20 protein-coding genes are annotated in these 22177 nt (G+C 72.7%); 12 read left to right on the plus strand and 8 right to left on the minus strand.

From position 1 onward, the window contains the following. The first annotated feature begins 4 nt into the window (after positions 1–4). From dxr to ispG, 3 genes are all read left to right on the plus strand, one after another. On the plus strand, positions 5–1096 hold the full coding sequence (dxr, locus tag ACTHM3_RS02525) for a 1-deoxy-D-xylulose-5-phosphate reductoisomerase (RefSeq protein ID WP_440404515.1): 1092 nt from the start codon (positions 5–7) through the stop codon (positions 1094–1096). Between the two features lie 85 nt (positions 1097–1181). Then, the gene (locus tag ACTHM3_RS02530) at positions 1182–2474 is read left to right on the plus strand and encodes a M50 family metallopeptidase (protein ID WP_440404516.1); all 1293 of its coding nucleotides are present in this window, start codon (positions 1182–1184) and stop codon (positions 2472–2474) included. 59 nt (positions 2475–2533) lie between these two features. Next, a complete protein-coding gene (gene ispG / locus ACTHM3_RS02535; protein ID WP_440404609.1) occupies positions 2534–3673 on the plus strand; it encodes a flavodoxin-dependent (E)-4-hydroxy-3-methylbut-2-enyl-diphosphate synthase in 1140 nt (379 codons plus the stop codon). A gap of 56 nt (positions 3674–3729) precedes the next feature. Here the strand turns inward: ispG and ACTHM3_RS02540 are convergent, their stop codons facing one another. After that, entirely contained in the window at positions 3730–4632 is a 903-nt protein-coding gene (locus ACTHM3_RS02540) for a DUF559 domain-containing protein (RefSeq protein WP_440404517.1), read from the minus strand. 243 nt (positions 4633–4875) lie between these two features. Between ACTHM3_RS02540 and ACTHM3_RS02545 the strand changes: the two genes are divergently transcribed. The 6 genes from ACTHM3_RS02545 (at position 4876) to ACTHM3_RS02570 (ending at position 13650) form a co-directional block, all read left to right on the plus strand. Then, positions 4876–6627: a proline--tRNA ligase gene (locus tag ACTHM3_RS02545; protein WP_440404610.1), complete on the plus strand. Its 1752-nt coding sequence runs from the start codon at positions 4876–4878 to the stop codon at positions 6625–6627. A gap of 71 nt (positions 6628–6698) precedes the next feature. Further along, entirely contained in the window at positions 6699–7889 is a 1191-nt protein-coding gene (locus ACTHM3_RS02550) for a sensor histidine kinase (RefSeq protein WP_440404518.1), read from the plus strand. Further along, a complete protein-coding gene (locus tag ACTHM3_RS02555; RefSeq protein ID WP_440404519.1) occupies positions 7886–8539 on the plus strand; it encodes a response regulator in 654 nt (217 codons plus the stop codon). Before ACTHM3_RS02550 ends, ACTHM3_RS02555 begins: the two co-directional genes overlap by 4 nt. Before the next feature lie 81 nt (positions 8540–8620). After that, the gene (locus ACTHM3_RS02560; RefSeq protein WP_440404520.1) at positions 8621–9382 is read left to right on the plus strand and encodes an ABC transporter ATP-binding protein; all 762 of its coding nucleotides are present in this window, start codon (positions 8621–8623) and stop codon (positions 9380–9382) included. After that, positions 9379–10758: an FtsX-like permease family protein gene (locus tag ACTHM3_RS02565; RefSeq protein WP_440404521.1), complete on the plus strand. Its 1380-nt coding sequence runs from the start codon at positions 9379–9381 to the stop codon at positions 10756–10758. Before ACTHM3_RS02560 ends, ACTHM3_RS02565 begins: the two co-directional genes overlap by 4 nt. 30 nt (positions 10759–10788) lie before the next feature. Further along, complete coding sequence (locus ACTHM3_RS02570) at positions 10789–13650, plus strand: ATP-binding protein (protein ID WP_440404522.1); 2862 nt, start codon at positions 10789–10791, stop codon at positions 13648–13650. On the opposite strand, the gene ACTHM3_RS02575 is transcribed toward ACTHM3_RS02570, so the two are convergent. The 3 genes from ACTHM3_RS02575 to ACTHM3_RS02585 form a co-directional block, all read right to left on the minus strand. Beyond that, on the minus strand, positions 13632–14402 hold the full coding sequence (locus tag ACTHM3_RS02575) for an ABC transporter permease (RefSeq protein WP_440404523.1): 771 nt from the start codon (positions 14400–14402) through the stop codon (positions 13632–13634). The genes ACTHM3_RS02570 and ACTHM3_RS02575 overlap by 19 nt on opposite strands. Continuing rightward, on the minus strand, positions 14402–15394 hold the full coding sequence (locus ACTHM3_RS02580) for an ATP-binding cassette domain-containing protein (RefSeq protein WP_440404524.1): 993 nt from the start codon (positions 15392–15394) through the stop codon (positions 14402–14404). The genes ACTHM3_RS02575 and ACTHM3_RS02580 overlap by 1 nt, the downstream gene beginning before the upstream one ends. 233 nt (positions 15395–15627) lie before the next feature. Next, positions 15628–16296 carry an NUDIX hydrolase gene (locus ACTHM3_RS02585; RefSeq protein ID WP_440404525.1) on the minus strand — a complete coding sequence of 223 codons (669 nt, stop codon included), beginning with the start codon at positions 16294–16296 and terminating at the stop codon, positions 15628–15630. 29 nt (positions 16297–16325) lie between these two features. On the opposite strand from ACTHM3_RS02585, the gene leuA reads away from it, so the two are divergent. Next, positions 16326–18080: a 2-isopropylmalate synthase gene (leuA, locus tag ACTHM3_RS02590; protein WP_440404526.1), complete on the plus strand. Its 1755-nt coding sequence runs from the start codon at positions 16326–16328 to the stop codon at positions 18078–18080. Here leuA and ACTHM3_RS02595 read toward each other — a convergent pair. Genes ACTHM3_RS02595 through ACTHM3_RS02605 form a run of 3 tightly spaced genes read right to left on the minus strand, consistent with a single transcriptional unit; the run spans position 18070 to position 20038 of the window. Further along, positions 18070–18831 carry a methyltransferase domain-containing protein gene (locus ACTHM3_RS02595; protein WP_440404527.1) on the minus strand — a complete coding sequence of 254 codons (762 nt, stop codon included), beginning with the start codon at positions 18829–18831 and terminating at the stop codon, positions 18070–18072. The two genes, leuA and ACTHM3_RS02595, sit on opposite strands and share 11 nt — an antisense overlap. Then, positions 18828–19514, minus strand: a complete 687-nt coding sequence (locus ACTHM3_RS02600; protein ID WP_440404528.1) for a trimeric intracellular cation channel family protein — start codon at positions 19512–19514, stop codon at positions 18828–18830. Before ACTHM3_RS02600 ends, ACTHM3_RS02595 begins: the two co-directional genes overlap by 4 nt. Next, positions 19514–20038, minus strand: coding sequence for a putative glycolipid-binding domain-containing protein (locus ACTHM3_RS02605; RefSeq protein WP_440404529.1), 525 nt, complete (start codon positions 20036–20038; stop codon positions 19514–19516). The genes ACTHM3_RS02600 and ACTHM3_RS02605 overlap by 1 nt, the downstream gene beginning before the upstream one ends. A 30-nt stretch (positions 20039–20068) precedes the next feature. On the opposite strand from ACTHM3_RS02605, the gene recO reads away from it, so the two are divergent. Next, the gene (gene recO / locus ACTHM3_RS02610; RefSeq protein ID WP_440404530.1) at positions 20069–20800 is read left to right on the plus strand and encodes a DNA repair protein RecO; all 732 of its coding nucleotides are present in this window, start codon (positions 20069–20071) and stop codon (positions 20798–20800) included. Positions 20801–20824: 24 nt separating this feature from the next. Next, positions 20825–21628 (plus strand): isoprenyl transferase, encoded by an 804-nt coding sequence (locus ACTHM3_RS02615; RefSeq protein ID WP_440404531.1) that lies wholly within the window; start codon positions 20825–20827, stop codon positions 21626–21628. Here ACTHM3_RS02615 and ACTHM3_RS02620 read toward each other — a convergent pair. Continuing rightward, complete coding sequence (locus ACTHM3_RS02620) at positions 21625–21855, minus strand: hypothetical protein (protein ID WP_440404532.1); 231 nt, start codon at positions 21853–21855, stop codon at positions 21625–21627. The two genes, ACTHM3_RS02615 and ACTHM3_RS02620, sit on opposite strands and share 4 nt — an antisense overlap. Positions 21856–22177 lie beyond the last annotated feature (322 nt).

Consider the following 22177-nt stretch of genomic DNA (forward strand, 5'->3'; position numbering starts at 1 on the left):
GCCCATGCGTCGCGTCCTCGTCCTCGGCTCGACCGGATCCATCGGCGTCCAGACCCTCGACGTGGTCGCCGCGAACCGCGACCGCTTCGAGATCGTCGGGCTCGCGGCGGGCCGTGACCGCGCGGGCCTGGAGCGCCAGGGTCTCGAGACGGGCGTCACCGAGCTCGCGCTCGGCATCGACGAGGCCGTGGACCTCATCCGTCGTGTGCCGGCCGACGTGATCGTCAACGGGATCACCGGATCCGTCGGTCTCGCCGCCACGCTCGCCGCGCTTAAGACGGGGGCGACCCTCGCGCTCGCCAACAAGGAGAGCCTCATCGTCGGCGGCCGGCTCGTGACCGACGCGGCCGCGCCCGGGCAGATCGTGCCGGTCGACTCCGAGCACTCGGCGATCGCGCAGGCCCTGCGCTCGGGGGAGCACGCGGAGGTCCGCCGCCTCGTCCTGACGGCGTCCGGGGGCCCGTTCCGCGGCCGCACCAGGGAGCAGATGGCCGACGTCACGCCGCGTGAGGCGCTCGCGCATCCCACCTGGGACATGGGGCTCATGGTGACGACGAACTCCGCGACCCTCGTCAACAAGGGGCTCGAGGTGATCGAGGCGCACCTGCTCTTCGACGTGCCGTACGACCGGATCGATGTCGCCGTCCACCCGCAGTCGATCGTGCACTCCATGGTGGAGTTCGTCGACGGGTCGACGATCGCGCAGGCGTCGCCGCCCGACATGCGGCTCCCCATCTCGATGAGCCTCGACTGGCCGCGCCGCGTGCCGGGCGTCGGTGCGCCGCTCGATTGGACGCGGGCGCAGCAGTGGACGTTCGAGCCGCTCGACGACGCGGCCTTCCCCGCGGTGGCGCTCGCGAAGCGGGTGGGGCAGGCGGGCGCGACCTATCCGGCGGTCTTCAACGCCGCCAACGAGCAGGCGGTCGTCGCGTTCCACGCGGGCCGGATCCCGTTCCTCGCGATCACCGAGGTGATCGAGCGCGTCGTCGACGCGCACCGACCGGTGGCGGAGCTCACCCTCGCTGCGGTGCTCGCCGCCGAGGAATGGGCGCGCGCCGAGGCCGATCGTCAGCTGGCGGGCGCGCTCAACGAGTAGGAGGGCCTCCGAGCCCGGCGGATTCCAGGCGTGCCCCTAGGACCGGGGCCGGATTTCCCAGCCGTCGCGACGTAGCCTCGTCGTCGTGGAGACCGTGCTGCTGTTCATCCTCGGGGTCCTCATCATCCTGGTGGGGCTCGTGCTCTCGATCGGCCTCCACGAGCTCGGCCACCTGTCGTTCGCGAAGCTGTTCAAGGTCCGCGTCGGGCAGTACATGATCGGTTTCGGGCCCACGCTGTGGTCGAAGAAGATCGGCGAGACCGAGTACGGGGTCAAGGGGATCCCGCTCGGCGGCTACATCTCGATGGCGGGCATGTACCCGCCCGCGAAGCGCGGCACCACTGCCGTCGCCGCGGACGCCGGCCGCACGTCCACCACGAGCCTCTTCAACGTGCTCGTGCAGGAGGCTCGCGACAGTTCGGCGAAGACGATCGACGAGGGCCACGAAGACCGCGTCTTCTACAAGCTCTCGCCATGGAAGCGCATCATCGTGATGCTCGCAGGGCCCGCCATGAACCTCGTGCTCGGGCTCATCTTCACCCTCATCGTCGTCTCCGGGTTCGGTCTGCCGCTGGCGACCACCACGATCGCCGCCGTCGGCGACGGCTCGCCGGCCGCGGTCGGCGGGCTGAAGGTCGGCGACCGCGTACTCAGTATCGACGGCACCCCGATCACGGGATACCCGCAGATGACCGCGCTCATCCGGGCGCACGCCGACGAGCAGATGGCGGTCGTGGTCGACCGGGACGGATCGCGCGAGACCCTCCAGCTCACCCCCAAGCGGCAGACGGTGCAGCTCTCCGACCAGTACGGCAACCCGGAGACCGGCTGGAACGGCAAGCCCGTCACCGCGGACGCCGGCTTCCTCGGGATCGGTCCCTCCAGCCGGGTCGAGCACCTCTCGCTCGGCGACGGCCTCGCCTACTTCGGCTACAACGTCGGGCAGATGACGAAGGTGATCGCCACCTTCCCGGTGCGGGTCTACAACACCGTCGCCGGCACGATCCAGGGCGAGAAGCGCCAGCAGGGCGGCCCGGTCAGCATCGTCGGCGTCGGCGAGCTCGCGGGGCAGGCCGCCGCGGCCCAGGCACCGGTCGCCGCCCGGGCGCAGGCGATGATCAGCATCCTCGGCCAGCTGAACCTCGCGCTGTTCCTGTTCAACCTCATCCCGCTGCTCCCGCTCGACGGCGGGCACGTCATCGGCGCGGTCTGGGAGGCGGTCCGTCGCCGGGTGGCGGCCCTCTTCAAGCGACGCGACCCGGGCCCCGTCGACATGGCCCGGCTGACCCCCCTCACGGTGCTGGTCACGGGCGTGCTCGCGCTCATGAGCCTCAGCCTGATCGTCATCGACCTGGTCAATCCGCTCTCCATCACCTGACCGAGCGGCGTTCAGCCGGCGCACCTAGAGTGTGGAGCATGCCTGCCGTCAACATCGGGATGCCGAAGCCGGCGCCGGAGGTCCTCGCCCCGCGCCGCAAGAGCCGCCAGATCAAGGTCGGCAAGGTGCTGGTCGGCGGCGACGCCCCGATCAGCGTCCAGTCGATGACGACGACGCCGACCACGAACATCAACGCGACCCTGCAGCAGATCGCCGAGCTGACCGCATCCGGCTGCGACATCGTGCGCGTCGCGGTGCCGTCGCAGGACGACGCCGACGTGCTGCCGATCATCGCCAAGAAGTCGCAGATCCCGGTCATCGCCGACATCCACTTCCAGCCCAAGTACGTCTTCCAGGCGATCGACGCCGGCTGCGGCGCGGTGCGCGTGAACCCCGGCAACATCCGCAAGTTCGACGACCAGGTCGGCGCGATCGCGAAGGCGGCGAAGGACGCGGGCGTGTCGCTCCGCATCGGTGTGAACGCCGGTTCCCTCGACAAGCGCCTCCTCGAGAAGTACGGCAAGGCGACCCCGGAGGCGCTCGTCGAGAGCGCGGTCTGGGAGGCGAGCCTCTTCGAGGAGCACGACTTCCACGACTTCAAGATCTCGGTCAAGCACAACGACCCCGTCGTCATGGTGAAGGCGTACCGGATGCTCGCCGAGCGCGGCGACTGGCCGCTCCACCTCGGCGTGACCGAGGCCGGACCCGCGTTCCAGGGCACCATCAAGAGCGCGACGGCCTTCGGCATCCTGCTCTCCGAGGGGATCGGCGACACGATCCGCGTCTCGCTCTCCGCCCCGCCGGCGGAGGAGGTCAAGGTCGGCCTGCAGATCCTCCAGTCGCTCAACCTCCGCGAGCGCAAGCTCGAGATCGTGTCGTGCCCCTCGTGCGGCCGTGCTCAGGTCGACGTCTACTCGCTCGCCGACTCGGTGACAGAGGGACTCCAGGGCATGTCGGTGCCGCTCCGCGTGGCCGTCATGGGCTGCGTCGTCAATGGTCCCGGCGAGGCGCGCGAGGCGGACCTCGGCGTCGCGTCCGGCAACGGCAAGGGCCAGATCTTCGTCAAGGGCGAGGTCATCAAGACGGTCCCCGAGTCCGAGATCGTCGCGACCCTGATCGCCGAGGCGAACCGCCTCGCGGACGAGATGGGACCGGACGCCGCGGTGGGCGCCCCGGAGGTCGTCACCACGGGCCACTGACCCACGTTCCTCTTCCTCCGTTGTCGAGGAGTCGCCTCGTGGGGTCGGGGCGGCGTTCACGGCCCACGACGCGACTCCTCGGCGGAGTAGGCGAAGGCGAGCTGCCGCAGCAGGGCGGCGTGGGATGCGAGCAGAGCACGGTCGACCCGGATCACGCGGTAGCCCGCGGCCTGGATCGCGTTGAGTCGGCGGATGTCGATCGAGAACTGCCGATCGTCCTCGGCGTGATGGCGGCCGTCGTACTCGACGACCAGCCGCCGGTCCGGCCAGACGAGGTCCCCGTGCCCCACGACGCGTCCTCTGGCGTCGGTCAGCTCCGCGTTGGGGACCGGCTCGGGCAGCCCGTGGCGCACGATCAGCAGCCGGAGCATCGTCTCGGGAGCAGAGTCCGTCCCGGGACGCATGAGACCGAGCGCAGTGCGCAGCTTCGCGGCACCGCGTCGCCCCGGACGGTCGATGCGAGCCCACAGCGCGTCGAGGGTCGCCACCGGGGATCGACGTCGCACGAGGCCGTCGCCCATCACGACCAGGTCGTCCACGCCGAGGATCGCGGCGCTCTCCAGCCAAGCCTCCACCGGATCCGACACGGGCAGGCCGTCGGACGTGACGACCGTCGGCGCGGGGTACCGGGTCCGGTGCCCGACCACGCCCGGCCGGCGCATGGCGCGCGCCGCCTGGGGGAAGGTGACGTGCAGCGCTCGGCCGGCGCGGGGAGGTACGCGCATCCCGAGCAGCTCGGCCGCGGTGACGTGGCTCAGATGCCGCCCCTCGGTCAGGAGGGGACGGATCGCGCGTGCTCGCGACCGGAGGTCGTCTCCGACCGGCGCGGAGGCGCGCGTGCCGCGATGGGGCGTCACGAGGTCGCCGGCTCGGAGCCGATCTCGACCGACGCCGCGATCGAGCGCCTCCCGCACCGAGAACTCCCGTCCCAGTGACGGCGGGAGCGGGCGCGGGCGCATGTCCTCACGGTGCTTCCCGGTCCGGTCTTCGCGCTCCGCTCACCGCCATCCCGTGGACAACCTCCCGCCCCGCCCACCCTGTGAACACGCGAGGAGTCGCCTGGCGGGGTTCCGCGGCTCCGCAGGGCCCGCGAAGCGACTCTTCGACGAGGTGGCGATTGGAGATGGAGGGGAGACGGGGGAGGGAGCGGAGCGGGGCTGGGGGTGTGCCGCGCTGGCTAGGGTGGACGGGTGCCCACCCGGATGACCACACTGTTCGTCCGCACCCTGCGCGAGGACCCCTCCGACGCCGAGGTGCAGAGCCATCGCCTGCTCGTGCGAGCCGGCTACATCCGGCGCGCTGCTCCGGGCGTCTTCACCTGGCTGCCGCTCGGCCTCCGCGTGCGTGCGCGCATCGAGGCCGTCATCCGCGACGAGATGGAGCGCGCCGGCGCTCAGGAGGTCCACTTCCCGGCCCTGCTGCCGCGTGAACCCTACGAGCTGTCCGGCCGATGGGAGTCCTACGGCGATGGGATCTTCCGTCTGCAGGACCGCAAGGGCGCCGACTACCTGCTCGCGCCGACACACGAGGAGATGTTCACGCTCCTCGTGAAGGACCTGTACTCGTCGTACAAGGATCTGCCCCTCACCATCTTCCAGATCCAGGACAAGTACCGCGACGAGGCGCGGCCCCGCGCCGGGCTCCTCCGCGGCCGCGAGTTCTCGATGAAGGACGCCTACTCGTTCGACATCGACGACGCCGGTCTCGAAACGAGCTACCAGGCGCAGCGCGAGGCCTACGAGCGGATCTTCACCCGCCTCGGGCTCGAGTACGTGATCGTCGCCGCCGACAACGGCCTGATGGGCGGGGCGCGGTCCGAGGAGTTCCTCCACCCGACTCCGATCGGAGAGGACAGCTTCGTCCGGTCCGCCGGGGGGTACGCGGCGAACGTCGAGGCGTTCACGACGCTCGCCCCCGAGCCCCGGTCCTTCGAGGGCCTGACCCCTGCCGAGGTGCTGCCGACCCCCGACTCGCCGACGATCGCGTCGCTGGTCGAGGAGGCGAACGCGCGCCATCCGCGTCCGGACGGCCGTGCGTGGACGGCGGCCGACACCCTCAAGAACATCGTCCTGGGGCTGACCCACCTCGACGGTCGCCGCGAGGTCGTGGTCGTCGGCATCCCCGGCGATCGTGAGATCGACATGAAGCGCGCCGAGGTCGCGTTCGCGCCCGCGGACGTCGAGCCCGCCACCGCGGCGGACTTCGAGGCCAACCCGCTCCTCGTCAAGGGATACATCGGTCCGTGGACGCCGGAGGGCGCCCTGCTCGGCGAGGAGTCGGCCACCGGCATCCGCTACGTCGTGGATCCCCGCGTCGTCGAGGGCTCGGGGTGGATCACCGGCGCGAACGCCGAGGGGCACCACGTCTTCGGGCTGGTCGCCGGGCGCGATTTCGAGGCCGACGGCGTCGTCGAGGTCGCCGAGGTGCGGGCGGGCGACCCCGCCCCGGACGGCTCCGGGCCGGTCGAGATCGCCCGCGGGATGGAGATCGGTCACGTCTTCCAGCTCGGCCGCTTCTTCGCCGACGTCCTCGGGCTCCAGGTGCTCGACGAGAACGGCAAGCTCGTCACGGTCACCATGGGCTCCTACGGGATCGGCGTCACGCGCATCCTCGCGGCCATCGCCGAGGAGTACAGCGACGACAAGGGCCTCCTCTGGCCGAAGGAGGTCGCGCCGTTCCACGTGCACGTCATCGCGACGGGCCGTGATCAGGTCGCCTTCGAGCTGGGGGAGCGAATCGCGGCCGACCTCGAGGCCTCCGGCCGCGAGGTGCTGCTCGACGACCGCCCCAAGGTGTCGCCCGGCGTGAAGTTCGGCGACGCGGAGCTGCTCGGCGTGCCGACGATCGTCATCGCCGGCCGCGGCGCGGCGGACGGGATCGTGGAGCTCTGGGACCGCGCCACGGGCGAGCGCACCGACGTGCCGGCAGCCGAGCTGGTCGCGCGCCTCGGCTGAGCGGGCTGCGCCGCGTCGCCTCCCTCTGGCGGATGACGCGCCGGTCCGGCGACGCCCGTAGCGTGGACGGCGTGTTCCGACGCCTCTCGACGAGCCAGCTCGTCGTCGACGGCATCCTCGGGGTGGTGTGGGCGCTCCTGAACGGAGTGCCGGCCGTCGCGAGCCCGGGGGCCGTCCTCGTGGCGGTCGGCATGGGCGGGGTGGTGGCCATCCGGCGCCTGACGCCGCCGCTCGCCCTCGCGCTCGCGTGGCTCGTCGCGCTGGCGCAGGTGGTGACCGGCGTGGGACCGCTGCCGGCCGACCTCGCGATCCTGCCCATGCTGTTCGCCTGCGCCGCCTACGGCTCGCGACGGGTGCGCTGGCTGGCCTTCGTCTCCGGGTTCGTCGGCGCGGCGATCGCGACGCTCGCCGTCGCGTTCCCGAACGCCCTCGGATTCCTCGGCTCCTCGAGCCAGGACTTCGGTTTCAGCTTCCGCTACGACACCGACAGCCTGCGCAGCGCCATCCTCATGGCCGCGCTGTTCGCCTTCACGGTCACGATGTTCCTGCTGTCCTGGACCGCGGGCGTGCTGTACCGGACCTGGCGCCAGGCGCGCGCGAATCGCGCCGCCGCGATCGAGGCGGAGCGCGAGGTCGCCGCCGAGCAGGAGCGCACCCGGATCGCGCGCGACATGCACGACATCGTCGCCCACTCCCTGGCGGTCGTCGTCGCCCAGGCCGACGGGGCGCGCTATCTGCGGCAGAAGGATCCCGAGGCCGTCGACGAGGCGCTGCAGACGATCGCGGCGACCGCCCGCGACGCGCTCGGCGACGTCCGCGTCCTGCTCGCGCAGCTCCGCCACCGCCAGGCCGACGGGCCGCAGCCGACGATGGGCGACCTCGACCGCCTGGTCGATCAGCTCCGCGCGGCCGGGCTCCGCATCCGGCGCGAGGACTCGGGCACGCCGCTGCCGCTCGCGACGGGCCAGCAACTCGCCGTGTACCGCATCGCACAGGAGTCGCTCACGAACGCGCTGCGCCACGCCGACACCGCGCAGGAGGTCGAGCTCCGCCTCGGCTGGACGCCGCACGGCCTCGAGCTCGTCGTCGTGAGCGCCCTCCCGGCCCACCCGGGGCCGGCGTCGACGGCCGGGCACGGCATCGCCGGCATGACCGAGCGCGCCGTCCTCGTCGGGGGCCGCCTCGCCGCCGGACCCGACGACGGGCGCTTCGTGGTGCGCGCCTGGCTCCCCGCCCCATCGCCTCAGGAGGTCTCCCCGTGACCGACGCGATCCGGGTCGTCCTCGTCGACGACCAGGCGCTCTTCCGCACCGGCATCCGCATGCTCATCGGATCCCAGACGGATATCGAGGTCGTCGGCGAGGCCGCCGACGGGCGGGAGGCGCTCGCGGTCGTCGCCGAGAGCCGACCGGACGTCGTGCTCATGGACATCCGGATGCCGGTCATGGACGGCATCGAGGCGACGGAGCGCGTGGTCGCGATGCCCGACGGGCCGCGCGTCGTGGTGCTCACCACCTTCGACCTCGACGAGGCCGCCATGCGGGCGATCCGCGGCGGGGCGAGCGGCTTCCTGTTGAAGGACGCCGACCCCGAGTTCCTGCTCGCGGCGATCCGCACCGTGCACGCCGGCACGGCGGTCATCGCGCCGTCCGCGACGCAGGAGCTCATCGCCCGGCTCGATCGCACCCGCACGCCGGTGCCGGCCGAATTCGGCGAGCTGACCGCCCGCGAGCGCGACATCTTCCTGCTCGCGGCGCAGGGCCTCAGCAACGCCGAGATCGCGGCGCGCGAGTACGTGAGCGAGGCGACCGTGAAGACGCACATCAGCCGCGTGCTCGGCAAGCTCGGGCTGCGCGACCGGGTGCAGCTGGTGGTCTACGCCTACGAGCACGGGCTCGCGACGGTGGAGTAGAGCGGATCTCATCCCGGAGGATGACGTGCCCTCGACTCCCGGCCGACGCTCGGCGAGGCCCGCGTCCCTAGCGTCGATGACATGGAGATCACGTCATCCGACATGGGCCTCGTCGCCCGGGTCGAGAACCTCACGAAGAGCTACGGCGGCGAGCGCACGCGGGTCGACGCGCTGCGCGGCATCACCCTCGGCATCCGCCGCGGCGAGTTCACCGCGATCATGGGGCCCTCCGGCTCCGGCAAGTCGACGCTCATGCACATCATGGCCGGCCTCGACTCGCCGACCGGCGGGCGCGTGTGGCTCGGCGACACCGAGATCGGCGGGATGGACGACACCCGGCTCACGCTCCTGCGCCGGCGTCGCGTCGGGTTCGTCTTCCAGTCGTTCAACCTCGTGCCGACGCTCGACGTCGCCGGCAACGTCGAGCTCCCGTTCGAGCTCGACGGGCGCCGGCCCTCCAACCAGGAGCTCGACTGGATCGCGGAGCTCGAGGTCGCCCTCGGCCTCGACGACCGCCTCGCGCACCGTCCGCACGAGCTCTCCGGCGGTCAGCAGCAGCGCGTCGCCATCGCCCGCGCCCTCGCGAGCCGGCCGGAGTTGATCTTCGCGGACGAGCCGACCGGCAACCTCGACTCCCGCTCGGGGCGCGAGGTGCTCGGCCTCCTGCAGTCGGCGACGCGGCAGTACGGACAGTCGATCGCGATGGTCACCCACGACCCGGTCGCGGCGAGCTACGCCGACCGCATCCTCTTCCTCGCCGACGGGCTCGTCGTCGAGGACCGCGGTCCCATGCAGGCGGCCGAGATCGCGACCTTCATGCTCGGGATGGAGCAGGCGGCGTGAGGATCCAGTCGTCCAGCGTGCTCGTCGCGGGCATCAGCTCCGCCTTCGGGGTCGGGCTCCTGCAGGTCACCGGGCTCCTCGCCGCCCAGGTCGAGGCCGACGACGTGACGGGATCGAGCCACACGGTCGCGCTCCTCCTCGCCGTCCTCGCGTGGGTCTTCATCCTCATCGCGGTGTACGTCGGCGCGGTCGTGACGTCGAACACGTTCGCCACGATCGTCGCCGGGCGCGCCCGGCAGATCGCGCTCCTGCGGCTGCTCGGCTCGACCGCGCGCCGGCAGCGGCGTGCGATCGCGCGCGAGGGGCTCCTCGCCGGTGCGAGCGGCGCGGTGTCCGGCGCGCTCGCCGGCACCCTCCTCGCGTTCGTGCTCGCCCGCGTCGCCCTGGCCGTGGGCTGGTTCCGCGACGTCGAGTACAGCTACCTGCAGCCCGGGCTGCTGTTCCCGCTCATCGCGGTCGTCCTCACGACCTGGCTCGCGTCCTGGATCGGCTCGCGGCGCGTGCTGACCGTCACGCCGCTGCAGGCGATCGGCGGGGCGCAGGAGCTGTCGCGCGAGGAGGCGATGGACCGCCGCGGCCGCAACATCCTGTCGCTCGTCCTCGTCATCCTCGGCGGCGTCCTCCTGCTCGGGGGCGTGCTGCTCGGACTCATCAGCCCGGTCGCCGTGCTGATCGGCGTGCTCGGCGGGATCCTCTCCTTCACCGGGCTCGTGCTCGGCGCGGACGTCGTGATGCCCCCCGCGCTGCGGATCGTCGGGCGCTGGTTCGGGCGCTCCGCCCCGGCGCGGCTGGCGGCGGAGAACGCCCTCCGGCACCCGCAGCGGAGCTCCCGAGCCACCATCGGCCTCGTCATCGGGGTGACCCTCATCACGATGTTCGGGGTGGCGATGGCGAGCTTCGCCGACGTCATCCGCGAGCAGCAGCGGACCCAGCCGGAGGTCTACCAGGGCACGGAGCAGATGCTCACGGTCGTGACCGCCGTCTTCTCGGTGCTCATCGGCTTCAGCGCCCTCATCGCGGCGATCGGTCTCGTCAACAACCTGTCGCTGAGCGTCCTGCAGCGCACCCGGGAGCTGGGGCTCCTCCGGGCGCTGGGATTCTCGGTGCGGCAGCTGCGCCGGATGATCCTCACCGAGAGCGCGCAGCTCACGGTCACGGCGATCGTGCTCGGTCTGATCCTCGGCACGGTGTACGGCTGGGCCGGTGCGCAGGCGACGCTGGGCGCGGTCGCGAAGGGCTTCGTCGCGCCGGGGATCCCCTGGCCGATCCTCGCGGCGATCGTCCTGGCGGGCGCCGCCCTTACCGCGATCGCCTCCTCGACCCCGGCCCGCCGCGCCACCCGCGTGACCCCGGTCACCGCGCTCGCGGTGGATTGACGGAGGGGCGACCTCAGTACGCTTGCGCGAGTGAGGATCCGGGTGCTCGGGGGGTTCTCCGTCGAGCACGACGGCGAACCGGTCGAGGTCACGGGCGCGATGCAGCGCGGCCTGCTCTTCCGGCTCGCCCTCGACGCGGGAGCTCAGGTCGGCTACCGCGCGCTCGCCGAGGACCTCTGGCCGCAGGACCCGCCCGAGAACACCCGCGCCGCGCTGCAGAACCTCGTCTCCCGGCTGCGCGCGCAGCTGCCGGCCGGCACCCTCGCATCCGGCCCCGGCGGCTACCGGGTCACGGTCGCACGGACGGATGTCGACGCCGTGCGATTCCAGGATCTGGTGGCCGCCGCCGTCGCGGCCCCCGTGTCCGAGGCCCCGGCGCTCGCGACCGCGGCCCTCGACCTCTGGGCGGGGGAGCCGTGGACGCCGGGGGAGGGCTACGACTGGTTCGAGCGCGATCTCGCCGCCGATCGTGCGACGGCGCTCCGCCTCCGCGGTGCCGCCGCACCGCCCCGCGAGCCGGCGCCGCCGCAGCCGGGCGCCGCGGTCGTCCCCGTCGCCCTCACCGCGTTCGTGGGCCGCGACGAGGAGCTCGCCGCTCTCGCGGGCCAGCTCGAGCGCGGGCGGCTGGTCACGGTCCTCGGGCCGGGCGGCGCCGGCAAGACCCGGCTCGCGCTGGAGGCGGCGCGCGGTCACCGGCATCCGGTGGTCGTGGAGCTGGCCCCGGCCGGTCCGGACGAGCTCTGGCAGGCCGTGCTCGGGGCGATCGGCCGCGACATGCGCATCGCGGTCGAGAGCGGCCCGAACCTCGCGACGCCGCTCGAGCGCGCGGCCGCCGCGCTCGCCGGCCGCGCCGGGCTCGGCGTGCTCGACAACTGCGAGCACCTGATCGCCGCCGCGGCGCTCGCCGCCCACGAGCTCCTCGCCGCGCTGCCGCGTCTGCGGATCGTCGCCACCAGCCGTGAGCCCCTCGGCCTCCCCGGCGAGGCGTTCGTCCCGCTCGGCCCGCTCGATCCCGACGCGGCCGCGACCCTGTTCGGCGACCGGGTGCTCGCCGCGCGCGGCCGACCGCTCGACCCGGACGAGGCGGACCCGGCCCGCCGCATCCGCGAGCGCCTCGACGGCCTCCCGCTCGCCCTTGAGCTCGCCGCCGCGAAGGCCCGCACCATGAGCATCCCCGAGATCGCCGACGGGCTCGCCCACCGGTTCGACCTGCTCTCGGGGTCGCTGCGAACGGTGCTGCCCCGGCACCAGACGCTCCGAGCGCTCATCGACTGGAGCTGGAGCCTCCTCGAGCCCGGCGAGCGCCGCATGCTGATGGCGCTCGCGATCCACCCGGCCGGGGTCGCCGCGGCCGACGCGATCGCGGTGGCGCGCGCGCACGGCGGACGGCCGGAGGAGATCGACGCCCTCGTCGACAAGTCGCTCCTGCAGCGATCGGGCGGCCGCTACCGCGCGCTGGAGACGATCCGCGAGTACGGCATCGAGCGGCTGGCCGAGGAGGGCGACCCCGCCGCCGAGCGGCTCATCCAGGCCCGGCGCCTCGGGGAGGCCGCCGAGGCGCGCGACGCGCAGCTGCGCTCGCCCGCGATCCACGAGGCCATCGCCTGGTTCGACGCGGAGGACGACAACCTCGCGGCGGCGCTCCGCTTCTGCGCCGACGCCGGCCACGACGACGAACTCGTCGCGCTCGCGGGGGACTGCGCCTGGTACTGGGTGATCCGCGACCGCGGCGACGACGCCCGGCAGTGGCTCGCGGTCGCGGCGCCCCGCGTCGGCGAGCGGACCGGGTGGCAGGCGCTCTTCCTCCGGGCGGCGAGCCTCATGTGGGAGTCCTTCGTCGATCGCGAGCGACCGACGATGCCGGCGATCGACCGCGGGGACATCGACGAGCTCCTCCGGCTGGCCGAACGGTCCGAGCACGACGTGGTCCGGGCGATGCCGCACGTCATCCGGGCGTTCGCCGACGCGATGGCGTCGCCGACCTGGATGCGCGACGTGCAGCTGCCGGATCCCGAGACCCTCGACCTCTCCGACTGGGGCCGCGCGATCCTCACGGTCGCGCGGGCCGCGATCGCCCAGAACCGGGGCGACTTCGCCGACCACGGCGCTGCCAGCGGGCGCGCGGTCGAGCTCTTCTCGGCCAGCGGCGATCGCTGGGGGCTCGCCCTCGCGCAGCAGATGCGGGCCGAGTGGCTGCTCCTCGCCGGGCGCTTCGAGGAGGCCTTGGCGATGTCCGACGAGGCCACCGAGGGCATGCGGATGGTGACGTCGTCGTACGACCTGCTCCAGCTCCAGGGCCTCGGGGTGAATCTGCTGCTGCGGCTCGGCCGGGTCGATGAGGCCCGAGAGCGGGCGGAGTCCATGGTGCAGAAGGCGCGCGAGGTCGACAGCGCACGCGCCGTGGTCGTCGCGTGCGCCGTGGGCGCGTCGCTCGCGGTCGAGCTGGACGAGGTGGAGTGGGCGCGCGGGCTCGTCGCGGAGCTCGAGGCGAGCCTCGCCGAGTGGGAGGACGTGCCCCCGCAGGTGCGGGCGATGGCCGCGACCGCGCGGGGCGGGCTGCTCGCGCTCGAGGGCGACCCGGAGGCCGCGGAGCGGGAGCTGCGGGCCGCGGCGGAGGCGGCGGCCGCGAGCTACGACTTCCCGGTCATGGCGGCCACGGCCATGGCCGTCGGCGGGTTCGCCGCGCGCGTCGGCCGGGTGGCGGAGGCCGCCACCGCGCTCGAGATCGCGACGGCCCTCCGCGGGGCGCCCGATCCGCGCAATCCGACCGAGATCCGCATCCGCGCGCTCCTGGACGCGGCGGCGCGCCCCGCGGGATCGGATCCCGCGGCGCGCGCCGCCATCGACCGGGACGCCGCGGCGTCCGCCCTGACTCAGATCTTGCGCCGGTAGGCCCAGGTCGCGAGCGGGAAGAAAACCGCCCAGAGCACAACGCACGAGATCAGGACCCAGAGGAGCTCCAGCCCGAGCGTCTCGCCGTGGGCGAGCGCCGACGGGCCGTTCAGCAGCCCGCGCATCGACTCGATGACGTGCGTCACCGGGTTGATCGCGACCCAGCCCTGCAACCACGTCGGCAGCGTGTTCGCCGGCACGAACGTCGACGAGCCGAAGGTGAGCGGGAAGGTGATGAGGAACGAGATCCCCTGCACCGCGCCGCTCGAGCGGACCATCGTGCCGATGAACACCGACACCCAACAGAGGCTCACCGCGAAGACGACCATGAGCACGAACGCGAGCAGCACATCACACCACGGGGTCCCGAACCGGTAGCCGATGATCACGCCGAAGATCAGCGTGACCGCCACCGCGATCGAGTGCCGGACGATGTCGCCGAGCACCGCGCCGAACAGCGGCGCCGATCGGGCGATCGGCAGCGACCGGAACCGGTCGAAGACGCCCTTGCTGATGTCGTTGTTGAGGTTCACGCCGATCGTGAGCGAGGTGAACATCACCGTCTGCACGATGATGCCGGGCAGCGCGAAGGTCAGGTACTCGGTGGTGGAGTGGGCGATCGCGCCGCCGAAGATGAACACGAACAGCACGGTCATGATGATCGGCTGGAGCGTCACGTCGATGAACTGCTCGGGGTTGCGCGTCATGCGACGCACGGTGCGGCCCGCGAGCACGAGCGAGTCGGCGAACATCAGGCGGCCTCCTCTTCCTGGTCGGTGGTGGTTTGGGGGGATGAGGCGGCCGTGTCATCGCCGGCGCGCTCGCCGGTGAGGGCGTAGAAGACCTCGTCGAGGCTCGGGAGCCGGAGCGCCAGCTCCGCGACGGCGATCCGCTCGGTCGCGAGAGCCGAGACGACCGCGGTGAGCGCGCCGTCGTCGGCGACCGGGACGGCGAGCTGGTCCGGGGCCGGCTGCTCCACCTCACGGGTGCCGATGCGGGCGAGGATCGGGCGCACCCGCTCCACGTCGGCCGGATCGAGCGGCCGCACCTCGAGGGTCTGCCCGCCGACCTGGCGCTTCAGCCCCTGCGGGGTGTCGTGCGCGATGACCCGGCCGTGGTCGATGACGGTGATCTCGTTCGCGAGCGCGTCGGCCTCCTCGAGGTACTGCGTGGTGAGGAGCACCGTCGTGCCCTGCCGGGTGAGGGATCGGACCATGTCCCACACGTCGTCCCGCTTCGCCGGGTCGAGGCCGGTGGTCGGCTCGTCGAGGTAGACGATCCGGGGGCGCCCGATGAGCGACGCGGCGAGGTCGAGCCGGCGGCGCATCCCGCCGGAGTAGGTCTTGACGGAGCGCTTCGCGGCGTCGACGAGGTCGAACTCGCGCAGCAGCTCGTCCGCGCGGGCCCGGGCCGCGCCGCGCCGGAGGTGCAGGAGGCGCCCGATCATCACGAGGTTCTCGAGCCCCGTCAGCTCCTCGTCGACGCTCGCGTACTGCCCGGTGAGGCCGATCGCCGCACGGACGGCCTTGGGGTCGGCGAGGACGTCGTGGCCGGCCACGCGGGCCGTCCCGCCGTCCGGCCGGAGGAGGGTCGCGAGGATGCGGACCGCGGTCGTCTTGCCCGCGCCGTTCGGGCCGAGCACGCCGAGGACCCGGCCCTGCTCGACCTCGAGATCGACGCCGGCCAGGGCCCGGGTCTTTCCGAATCGCTTGGTGAGGCCGTGGGCCTCGATCGCCAGAGTCATGAGCAGATCGTGACCCCCGACCGCTGTCATCCCGCTCCCGCGTCGCTGTCGGGCGCTGTCACGCGCTGTCACGCACTGTCACGCGCTGTCGCGCGCCGACGCGGGCTGTCGCCGGCTCGCCGAGTCGAAAGTTCAGGTGCCGGCGGCGCGCCGGCGCCTCCGCTGCCCATCCGCCCCGCGGCGACCTGGACTTCCGACCGGAGCGGGAGGGCGGGAGGCGGGCGGCGAGTCGGTCAGCGCCAGGGGAGCTCGGTCAGCGGGTAGCCGGCGCCGGACGGGATGCGGACCGTGCCCTCGGCGAGCACGGGTCGGATCGTCGCGTCGGGAACGCCCCGCGCAGACTCCAGGGCCTCGGCGACCGTGGCGGCGACGGCCAGCCGGTGCAGCTGGAACGCGGTCGGCGCGATGATCGGCCAGTCGCCCGCCTCGCGCCGCCGCAGGGCGTCCGCGGGCTCCGCCCAGCGCGCGGCGACGAGCTCGATGCCGTCGACCCGCGGCTCCGCATCCTCGGGCGCCCGCGCCGCGAAGAAACGGGTGTCGAAGCGCCCGGGCTCCTGCTCGGGCGTGATCCAGCGCGACCAGGGCACGAGCTCGCCGGGATCGAGGACCACGCCCACCTCCTCGAGCGTCTCCCGCGCGGCGGTGGTGGCGGCGTCGACATCGTCCGGCTCCGCCGACCCGCCCGGGAAGGCGAGCACCGACGGGAACGCCCCGCGCCCCGGCCGCTGCACGAGCAGCACCCGCAGCGGATCGTCGCGCAGCAGCAGCACGGTCGCAGCCGGACGGGGAGCGGGCGTCTCATCCACGAGGTGTAGCCTGGCACCGTGCGCTTCGGCCTGCTTCTTCTTAGCTGCCGCGACGAGGCCTAGTTCTTCGGCCTTCCTCGTCGCGGCCTTCGCCATCGGCTGAACCCGACGAAACGGAAGAGACCATGAAGAACACCCAGCAGCCCTCGGGGATGCCGATCCACCGCTACCGCCCCTACGCGGAGCAGTTCCCCACCGACCTGCCCGACCGCACCTGGCCGTCGAAGGTCATCGATCGCGCGCCGATGTGGTGCGCCGTCGACCTCCGCGACGGCAACCAGGCGCTCATCGACCCGATGAGCCCGGAGCGCAAGCGCATCATGTTCGACCTGCTGGTCCGGATGGGCTACAAGCAGATCGAGGTCGGCTTCCCCTCCGCGAGCCAGACCGACTTCGACTTCGTGCGCCAGCTGATCGACGAGGACCTGATCCCCGACGACGTCACGATCCAGGTGCTGACCCAGGCGCGCGAGGAGCTCATCAAGCGCACCTACGAGTCCATCGCCGGCGCGAAGCAGGCGATCGTGCACCTCTACAACTCGACGAGCATCCTCCAGCGCGACGTCGTGTTCCGCACCGACAGGCAGGGCGTCATCGACATCGCCCTGCAGGGCGCGCGCTGGTGCAAGCAGTACGAGGAGACGGTGCCCGGAACCACCGTCTACTACGAGTACTCGCCCGAGTCCTACACCGGCACCGAGCTCGAGTTCGCGGCCGAGATCTGCAACGCGGTGATGACGGTGCTCGTGCCGACGCCCGAGCGCAAGATCATCATCAACCTGCCGTCGACCGTCGAGATGGCGACGCCGAACGTCTACGCCGACTCGATCGAGTGGATGTCGCGCCACCTCGAGAACCGCGAGAACGTCATCCTGTCGCTCCACCCGCACAACGACCGGGGCACGGCGATCGCGGCTGCCGAGCTCGGCTACCAGGCGGGGGCCGACCGCATCGAGGGGTGCCTCTTCGGCAACGGCGAGCGCACCGGCAACGTCGACCTCGTCGCGCTCGGCATCAACCTGCTGACGCAGGGCGTCGACCCGCAGATCGACTTCAGCGACCTCGACGAGATCCGCCGCACCGCCGAGTACTGCAACCAGCTGCGCGTGCACGAGCGCTCGCCGTGGGCGGGCGACCTGGTCTACACGGCGTTCTCGGGATCCCACCAGGACGCCATCAAGAAGGGCTTCGAGGCGATGGAGGCCGAGTCGAAGCGCACCGGCACACCGCTCGCCGACATGGTGTGGGCGGTGCCGTACCTGCCCGTCGACCCGAAGGACCTGGGCCGCGGCTATGAGGCCGTCGTGCGCGTCAATTCGCAGTCGGGCAAGGGCGGGGTCGCGTACCTGCTGAAGGCCGACCACAAGCTCGACCTGCCGCGTCGGCTGCAGATCGAGTTCAGCGGCGTCGTGCAGGCGAAGACCGACGCCGAGGGCGGCGAGGTGACGAGCGAGCAGATCTGGACGATCTTCCAGGACGAGTACCTGCCCGCCCGGGCGGCCGACGACAAGTGGGGCCGGTACGAGCTCCTGTCGACCCGCACGGCCAGCGACATGTCCGGCGAGATCACCCTCGACCTGCGGATGCGGATCGGCGACGAGGTCGAGGAGGCGCGCGGCACCGGCAACGGACCCGTCGCGGCGTTCCTCGCGGTCATGGCCGAGCAGGGGCACGAGATCAAGCTCTACGACTACGTCGAGCACACCCTCTCGGAGGGCGGCGACGCCCTCGCCGCGGCCTACGTCGAGCTGCAGGTCGGCGACAAGCGGCTCTGGGGCGTGGGCATCGACGGCGACATCTCGACGGCGTCGCTCAAGGCGGTCGTGTCGGCGGTCAACCGCGCCGTCCGCGAGGAGCAGGACCAGCTCGTCAGCGCCTGACCCGCTCGAAGACCAGCACCGCGTCGTCGTCCGTCTCGACGACGTCGACGCGCTCCCCGAGACCGCGGGCGGTCTCGACCTGCTCCCCGGCGACCAGCGTCACGAACGCGCCGCCGGGTGCCAGCCACGCCGCCATCCCGGCGAGGACGGCCCGGAGCGGGTCGAGACCGTCCGCACCTCCGTGCACGGCGAGCTCCGGCTCGTGCTCGCGGAAGTCGCGCGGGATGTGGTCGAGGCGCTCCGTCGGCACGTGCGGCAGGTAGGCGGTCGCGAGGTCGACCCGGCCCCGCAGCGACGGCGGCAGCCCCTCCCACCAGTCGCCGAGACGGACCGAGAAGCCGACGCGGTCCCCGTTCCGCGTCGCGACCGCCACCGCCGCGGGATCGAGATCGGTCGCATGGACGTCGGCGAGCGGCAGCCGCTCGACGAGCGCCGCGGCGATCGCGCCGTTGCCGGTGCCGAGGTCGGCGACGAGACGGGCGCGCGGGCGGGTGCGCACCGCGACGTCGACGATCGTCTCCGCGCGCGCCCGGGGCACGAAGACGCCGGGCGCGAGCTCCACATCCATGCCGGCGAAGCGCGCGCGGCCGAGGGCCTGCTCGAGCGGCATGCCCGCGGCGCGGGCCGAGACCACCGCGTGCTGCGCGTCGGGGTCGCGCAGCACGCGTCGGATCTCAGCGGCCTCCGCCTCGGCGAAGACGCACCCGACGGAGCGCAACGCGGCGACGAGCGGGTCGGGCTCGGTCGTCACGGTGCGGTGTCGCCGCGGCGACGGATCCAGCGCACGCGGCGCAGCGACTGCTGCTCGGGCAGGCTCCAGTGCAGCAGCACCGCGAGCAGCCGGACCGCGAAGGTGACCGCGACGCAGACGATCGCCGCGACGAGGATCGGGGCGCCGACCGCCCGCAGCACCACGAGCACGATCGTGCCGACGAGCGCCGCGACCGCGTAGAGGGAGCCGACGTGCATGAGCGCGATCGGCACGTTGAGCAGCAGGTCGCGGAGGATCGAGCCGCCGACCGCCGCGATCACACCGACGAAGACGGCCGGCACCTCCGGCAGCCCGGCGGCGAGCGCCGCGGTCGACCCGATGGCCGCGAACAGGCCGATCGTCAGGGCGTCGAGCGCGGTCAGGAATCCGCCGAGGCGGTGGAACACCCGCTCCAGCAGCATGCCGAGCAGGGCGGCGCCGGTCGCGACCGGGAGGTACCAGTTCGACTCGAGGGCGAGCGGCACGCGGTTCAGCAGCAGGTCGCGCAGCAGCCCTCCGCCGAAACCGGTCGCGATGCCGATGATCGCGACGCCGAGCAGGTCGAGCCGCCGATCGCGGAAGCCGGCGGCGAAGAGCGCGCCCTGCAGGCTCCCGATGCCGACCGCGAGCAGGTCGGCCCAGAGCGGGATCGTGAAGACGCCGGGAGCGAGGGCGACGGACATCACAGCCGCTCGAAGAGGCCCGGGTACTCGAGCACGAAGCCGGCGGCGTCGACCGTCAGCTCGGCCTCGAAATCGGAGTCGAGCGACTCGTAGACGTAGGCGTCCTCGTCGAGGCGGGTGTAGCGCTGCGGATCGGCGACGATCTCGAGGTCGGGGAAGCTCACGTACGCGGCCACGATGTCCGCCTCGTCGTCGATCCCGAGGTCGAGTCGCCGGATCGGCAGGGTATTGGTGAGCGGGCTGATCGCGAGGTCGAGGTCGACGGCCTCCGCGAGGTCGGCGCGCTCGACGTCGTCGAGGGTCCAGGCGCCGTCGTCGCCGCGCACGAGGTCGAAGGAGCGGTGCCCGGCGAGCGCCTCGAGGTGGAGCGATCGGAAGGTCCAGTCGGCGGCGCACACCAGCTCGTAGCTGTAGCGGCCGCGCGCGGAGTCGATCACCGACTCCACCTGCACCTCGACGCCCTGCGACACGCGCGCGCGCTCGAGGCTCTCGACCTCGACGCCGCGCCAGATGAACTCCGGCATGCGCCCATCATCCCAAGGAGAATGGACGGCATGCCGACGTACCGGGACGAGGCGGTCGTCCTCCGAACCCACAAGCTGGGGGAGGCGGACCGCATCGTCACGATGATCAGCCGGCAGCACGGCAAGATCCGCGCCGTCGCGAAGGGCGTGCGGCGCACCGGGTCGCGGTTCGGCTCCCGGCTCGAGCCCTTCATGGTCGTCGACGCGCAGTTCTACGTCGGCCGCAGCCTCGACATCGTGCAGCAGGCCGAGTCGATCGGATCGTACGGCGCCGACATCGTCGACGACTACGCGCGGTTCACCGCGGCGAACGCCATCGTCGAGGCGGCGGACCGGCTGACGGAGCACGAGTCCGGCCTCCAGCACTACCTCCTGCTGGTCGGGGCGCTCCGCTCGCTCTCGCGGGGCGAGCACCCGCCGGGGATGACGCTCGACTCCTACCTGCTGCGCGCCCTGTCGATCGCGGGATGGGCGCCGAGCTTCGTCGACTGCGCCGTGACGGGCGCGTCGGGCCCGCACTCGGCGTTCGTGCCGCAGCTCGGCGGGGTCGTCGCCGACGCCGTCGCACCGCCCGGCGCCGTGCGCCTCGACCCCGCGACCCTGAGCCTCCTGGGCGCGCTCCTCGCCGGGGACTGGGCGGCTGCCGAGGACAGCGCGGACCGCACGCAGGCCCAGGCGTCCGGCATCGTCGCGGCCTACACGCAGTTCCACCTCGAACGCGGCCTGCGCTCCCTGGAGCACGTGGAGCGCACGACGGCCTGAGTGGCCGCGGGTTAACCTGACGGAATGGCCAGGGTCGGGAAGACGCACAAGGACGCCGTCGACTTCGTGCCCCTGGACTGGACGGGCCTGTACCCCCCGGCGATGCCGAAGGGCGCCGTGCCGAACCACGTCGCCCTCGTCATGGACGGCAACGGGCGGTGGGCGAACCGGCAGGGGCTCACGCGCATCGAGGGCCACCGGGCGGGGGAGCGGTCGCTTCTCGACGTCGTCGCGGGCGCGGTCCAGATCGGGGTCAAGCACCTCAGCGTCTACGCGTTCTCGACCGAGAACTGGGCCCGCAGCCCCGACGAGGTGCGGTTCCTCATGGGCTTCAACCGCGACGTCCTGCACCGCCGGCGCGACCAGCTGAACGAATGGGGCGTGCGGGTGCGCTGGGCGGGCCGCACGCCGCGGCTCTGGCGGAGCGTCGTCGACGAGCTCCGGTTCGCCGAGCGGCTCACCGAGCGCAACAACACCCTCACGCTGACGATGTGCGTCAACTACGGCGGCCGCGTCGAGCTGGTCGACGCGATGCGCGCGATGGCCGAGGAGGTGCGTGCGGGGCGGCTGAAGCCCTCCGGCATCACCGAGAAGGCGATCCAGCGCCACCTGTACATCCCCGACCTGCCCGACGTCGACCTGTTCGTGCGCAGCTCCGGCGAGCAGCGGACCAGCAACTTCCAGCTCTGGCAGGCGGCGTACGCCGAGATGGTGTTCCTCGACACGCTCTGGCCCGACTTCCGGCGCACCGACCTGTGGCACGCGATCGATCTCTACGCCTCGCGCAATCGCCGGTTCGGCGGCGCGATCGACGCGCCGTCGGTCTAGCGGAGCGGCTGCCGCGCGGGCAGCGCGACCAGGGCGACGCCGGCGACGATGAGGGCGGCGAGTCCTGCCGTGCCGACCGGGAAGTACACGTGCGACCGCTGGACGAGCGCCGCGGCCGCCGCGCCCAGCAGGCCGAGCAGGGCCCACGGCCCCCGGGTGCGGAGGCTGCCGACCGTCGCCGCGATCCAGCCGACCGCGAGGCCGACGCACCCGATCGGCCCCAGCACGTTCGCGACCGCGTAGAGGGCCGACTTCGCCTCGGGGATGGCCGGCGAGCTGCACGCTGCCCGCGCCGATCCCGGCCAGCACGTCGAGGCCGTCGTAGAACACCGCGAACACGAACCCGCCGAGCGCGGCGACGACGCGCCAGCCGCGCGCAGCGCCGCGGGAGGCGAGCCACGGGGCCGCCCCGATCAGCGGGAACACCGGCAGCAGCACGACGTGCAGGTCGCGCCACCACTCGGCGCTCGCGTTCGTGAGGGAAGCGGGATGCGTGAGCCCGACCACGAGGGTGAGCAGGGCGGGGAGGGCGACCGCCGCCGCCCGTGC

It is taken from the genome of Pseudolysinimonas sp. (assembly GCF_051954455.1).
Lineage (GTDB): Bacteria > Actinomycetota > Actinomycetes > Actinomycetales > Microbacteriaceae > Pseudolysinimonas.

Bases quoted from the DNA above. Each gene is read 5' to 3' on its own strand.
- dxr (WP_440404515.1), top strand. From the start codon at position 5: ATGCGTCGCGTCCTCGTCCTCGGCTCGACCGGATCCATCGGCGTCCAG.
- ispG (WP_440404609.1), top strand. From the start codon at position 2,534: ATGCCGAAGCCGGCGCCGGAGGTCCTCGCCCCGCGCCGCAAGAGCCGC.
- ACTHM3_RS02540 (WP_440404517.1), bottom strand. From the start codon at position 4,632: ATGCGCCCGCGCCCGCTCCCGCCGTCACTGGGACGGGAGTTCTCGGTG.
- ACTHM3_RS02545 (WP_440404610.1), top strand. From the start codon at position 4,876: ATGACCACACTGTTCGTCCGCACCCTGCGCGAGGACCCCTCCGACGCC.
- ACTHM3_RS02560 (WP_440404520.1), top strand. From the start codon at position 8,621: ATGGAGATCACGTCATCCGACATGGGCCTCGTCGCCCGGGTCGAGAAC.
- ACTHM3_RS02575 (WP_440404523.1), bottom strand. From the start codon at position 14,402: ATGTTCGCCGACTCGCTCGTGCTCGCGGGCCGCACCGTGCGTCGCATG.
- ACTHM3_RS02580 (WP_440404524.1), bottom strand. From the start codon at position 15,394: ATGACTCTGGCGATCGAGGCCCACGGCCTCACCAAGCGATTCGGAAAG.
- ACTHM3_RS02585 (WP_440404525.1), bottom strand. From the start codon at position 16,296: ATGGCGAAGGCCGCGACGAGGAAGGCCGAAGAACTAGGCCTCGTCGCG.
- leuA (WP_440404526.1), top strand. From the start codon at position 16,326: ATGAAGAACACCCAGCAGCCCTCGGGGATGCCGATCCACCGCTACCGC.
- ACTHM3_RS02600 (WP_440404528.1), bottom strand. From the start codon at position 19,514: ATGTCCGTCGCCCTCGCTCCCGGCGTCTTCACGATCCCGCTCTGGGCC.
- ACTHM3_RS02605 (WP_440404529.1), bottom strand. From the start codon at position 20,038: ATGCCGGAGTTCATCTGGCGCGGCGTCGAGGTCGAGAGCCTCGAGCGC.
- recO (WP_440404530.1), top strand. From the start codon at position 20,069: ATGCCGACGTACCGGGACGAGGCGGTCGTCCTCCGAACCCACAAGCTG.
- ACTHM3_RS02615 (WP_440404531.1), top strand. From the start codon at position 20,825: ATGGCCAGGGTCGGGAAGACGCACAAGGACGCCGTCGACTTCGTGCCC.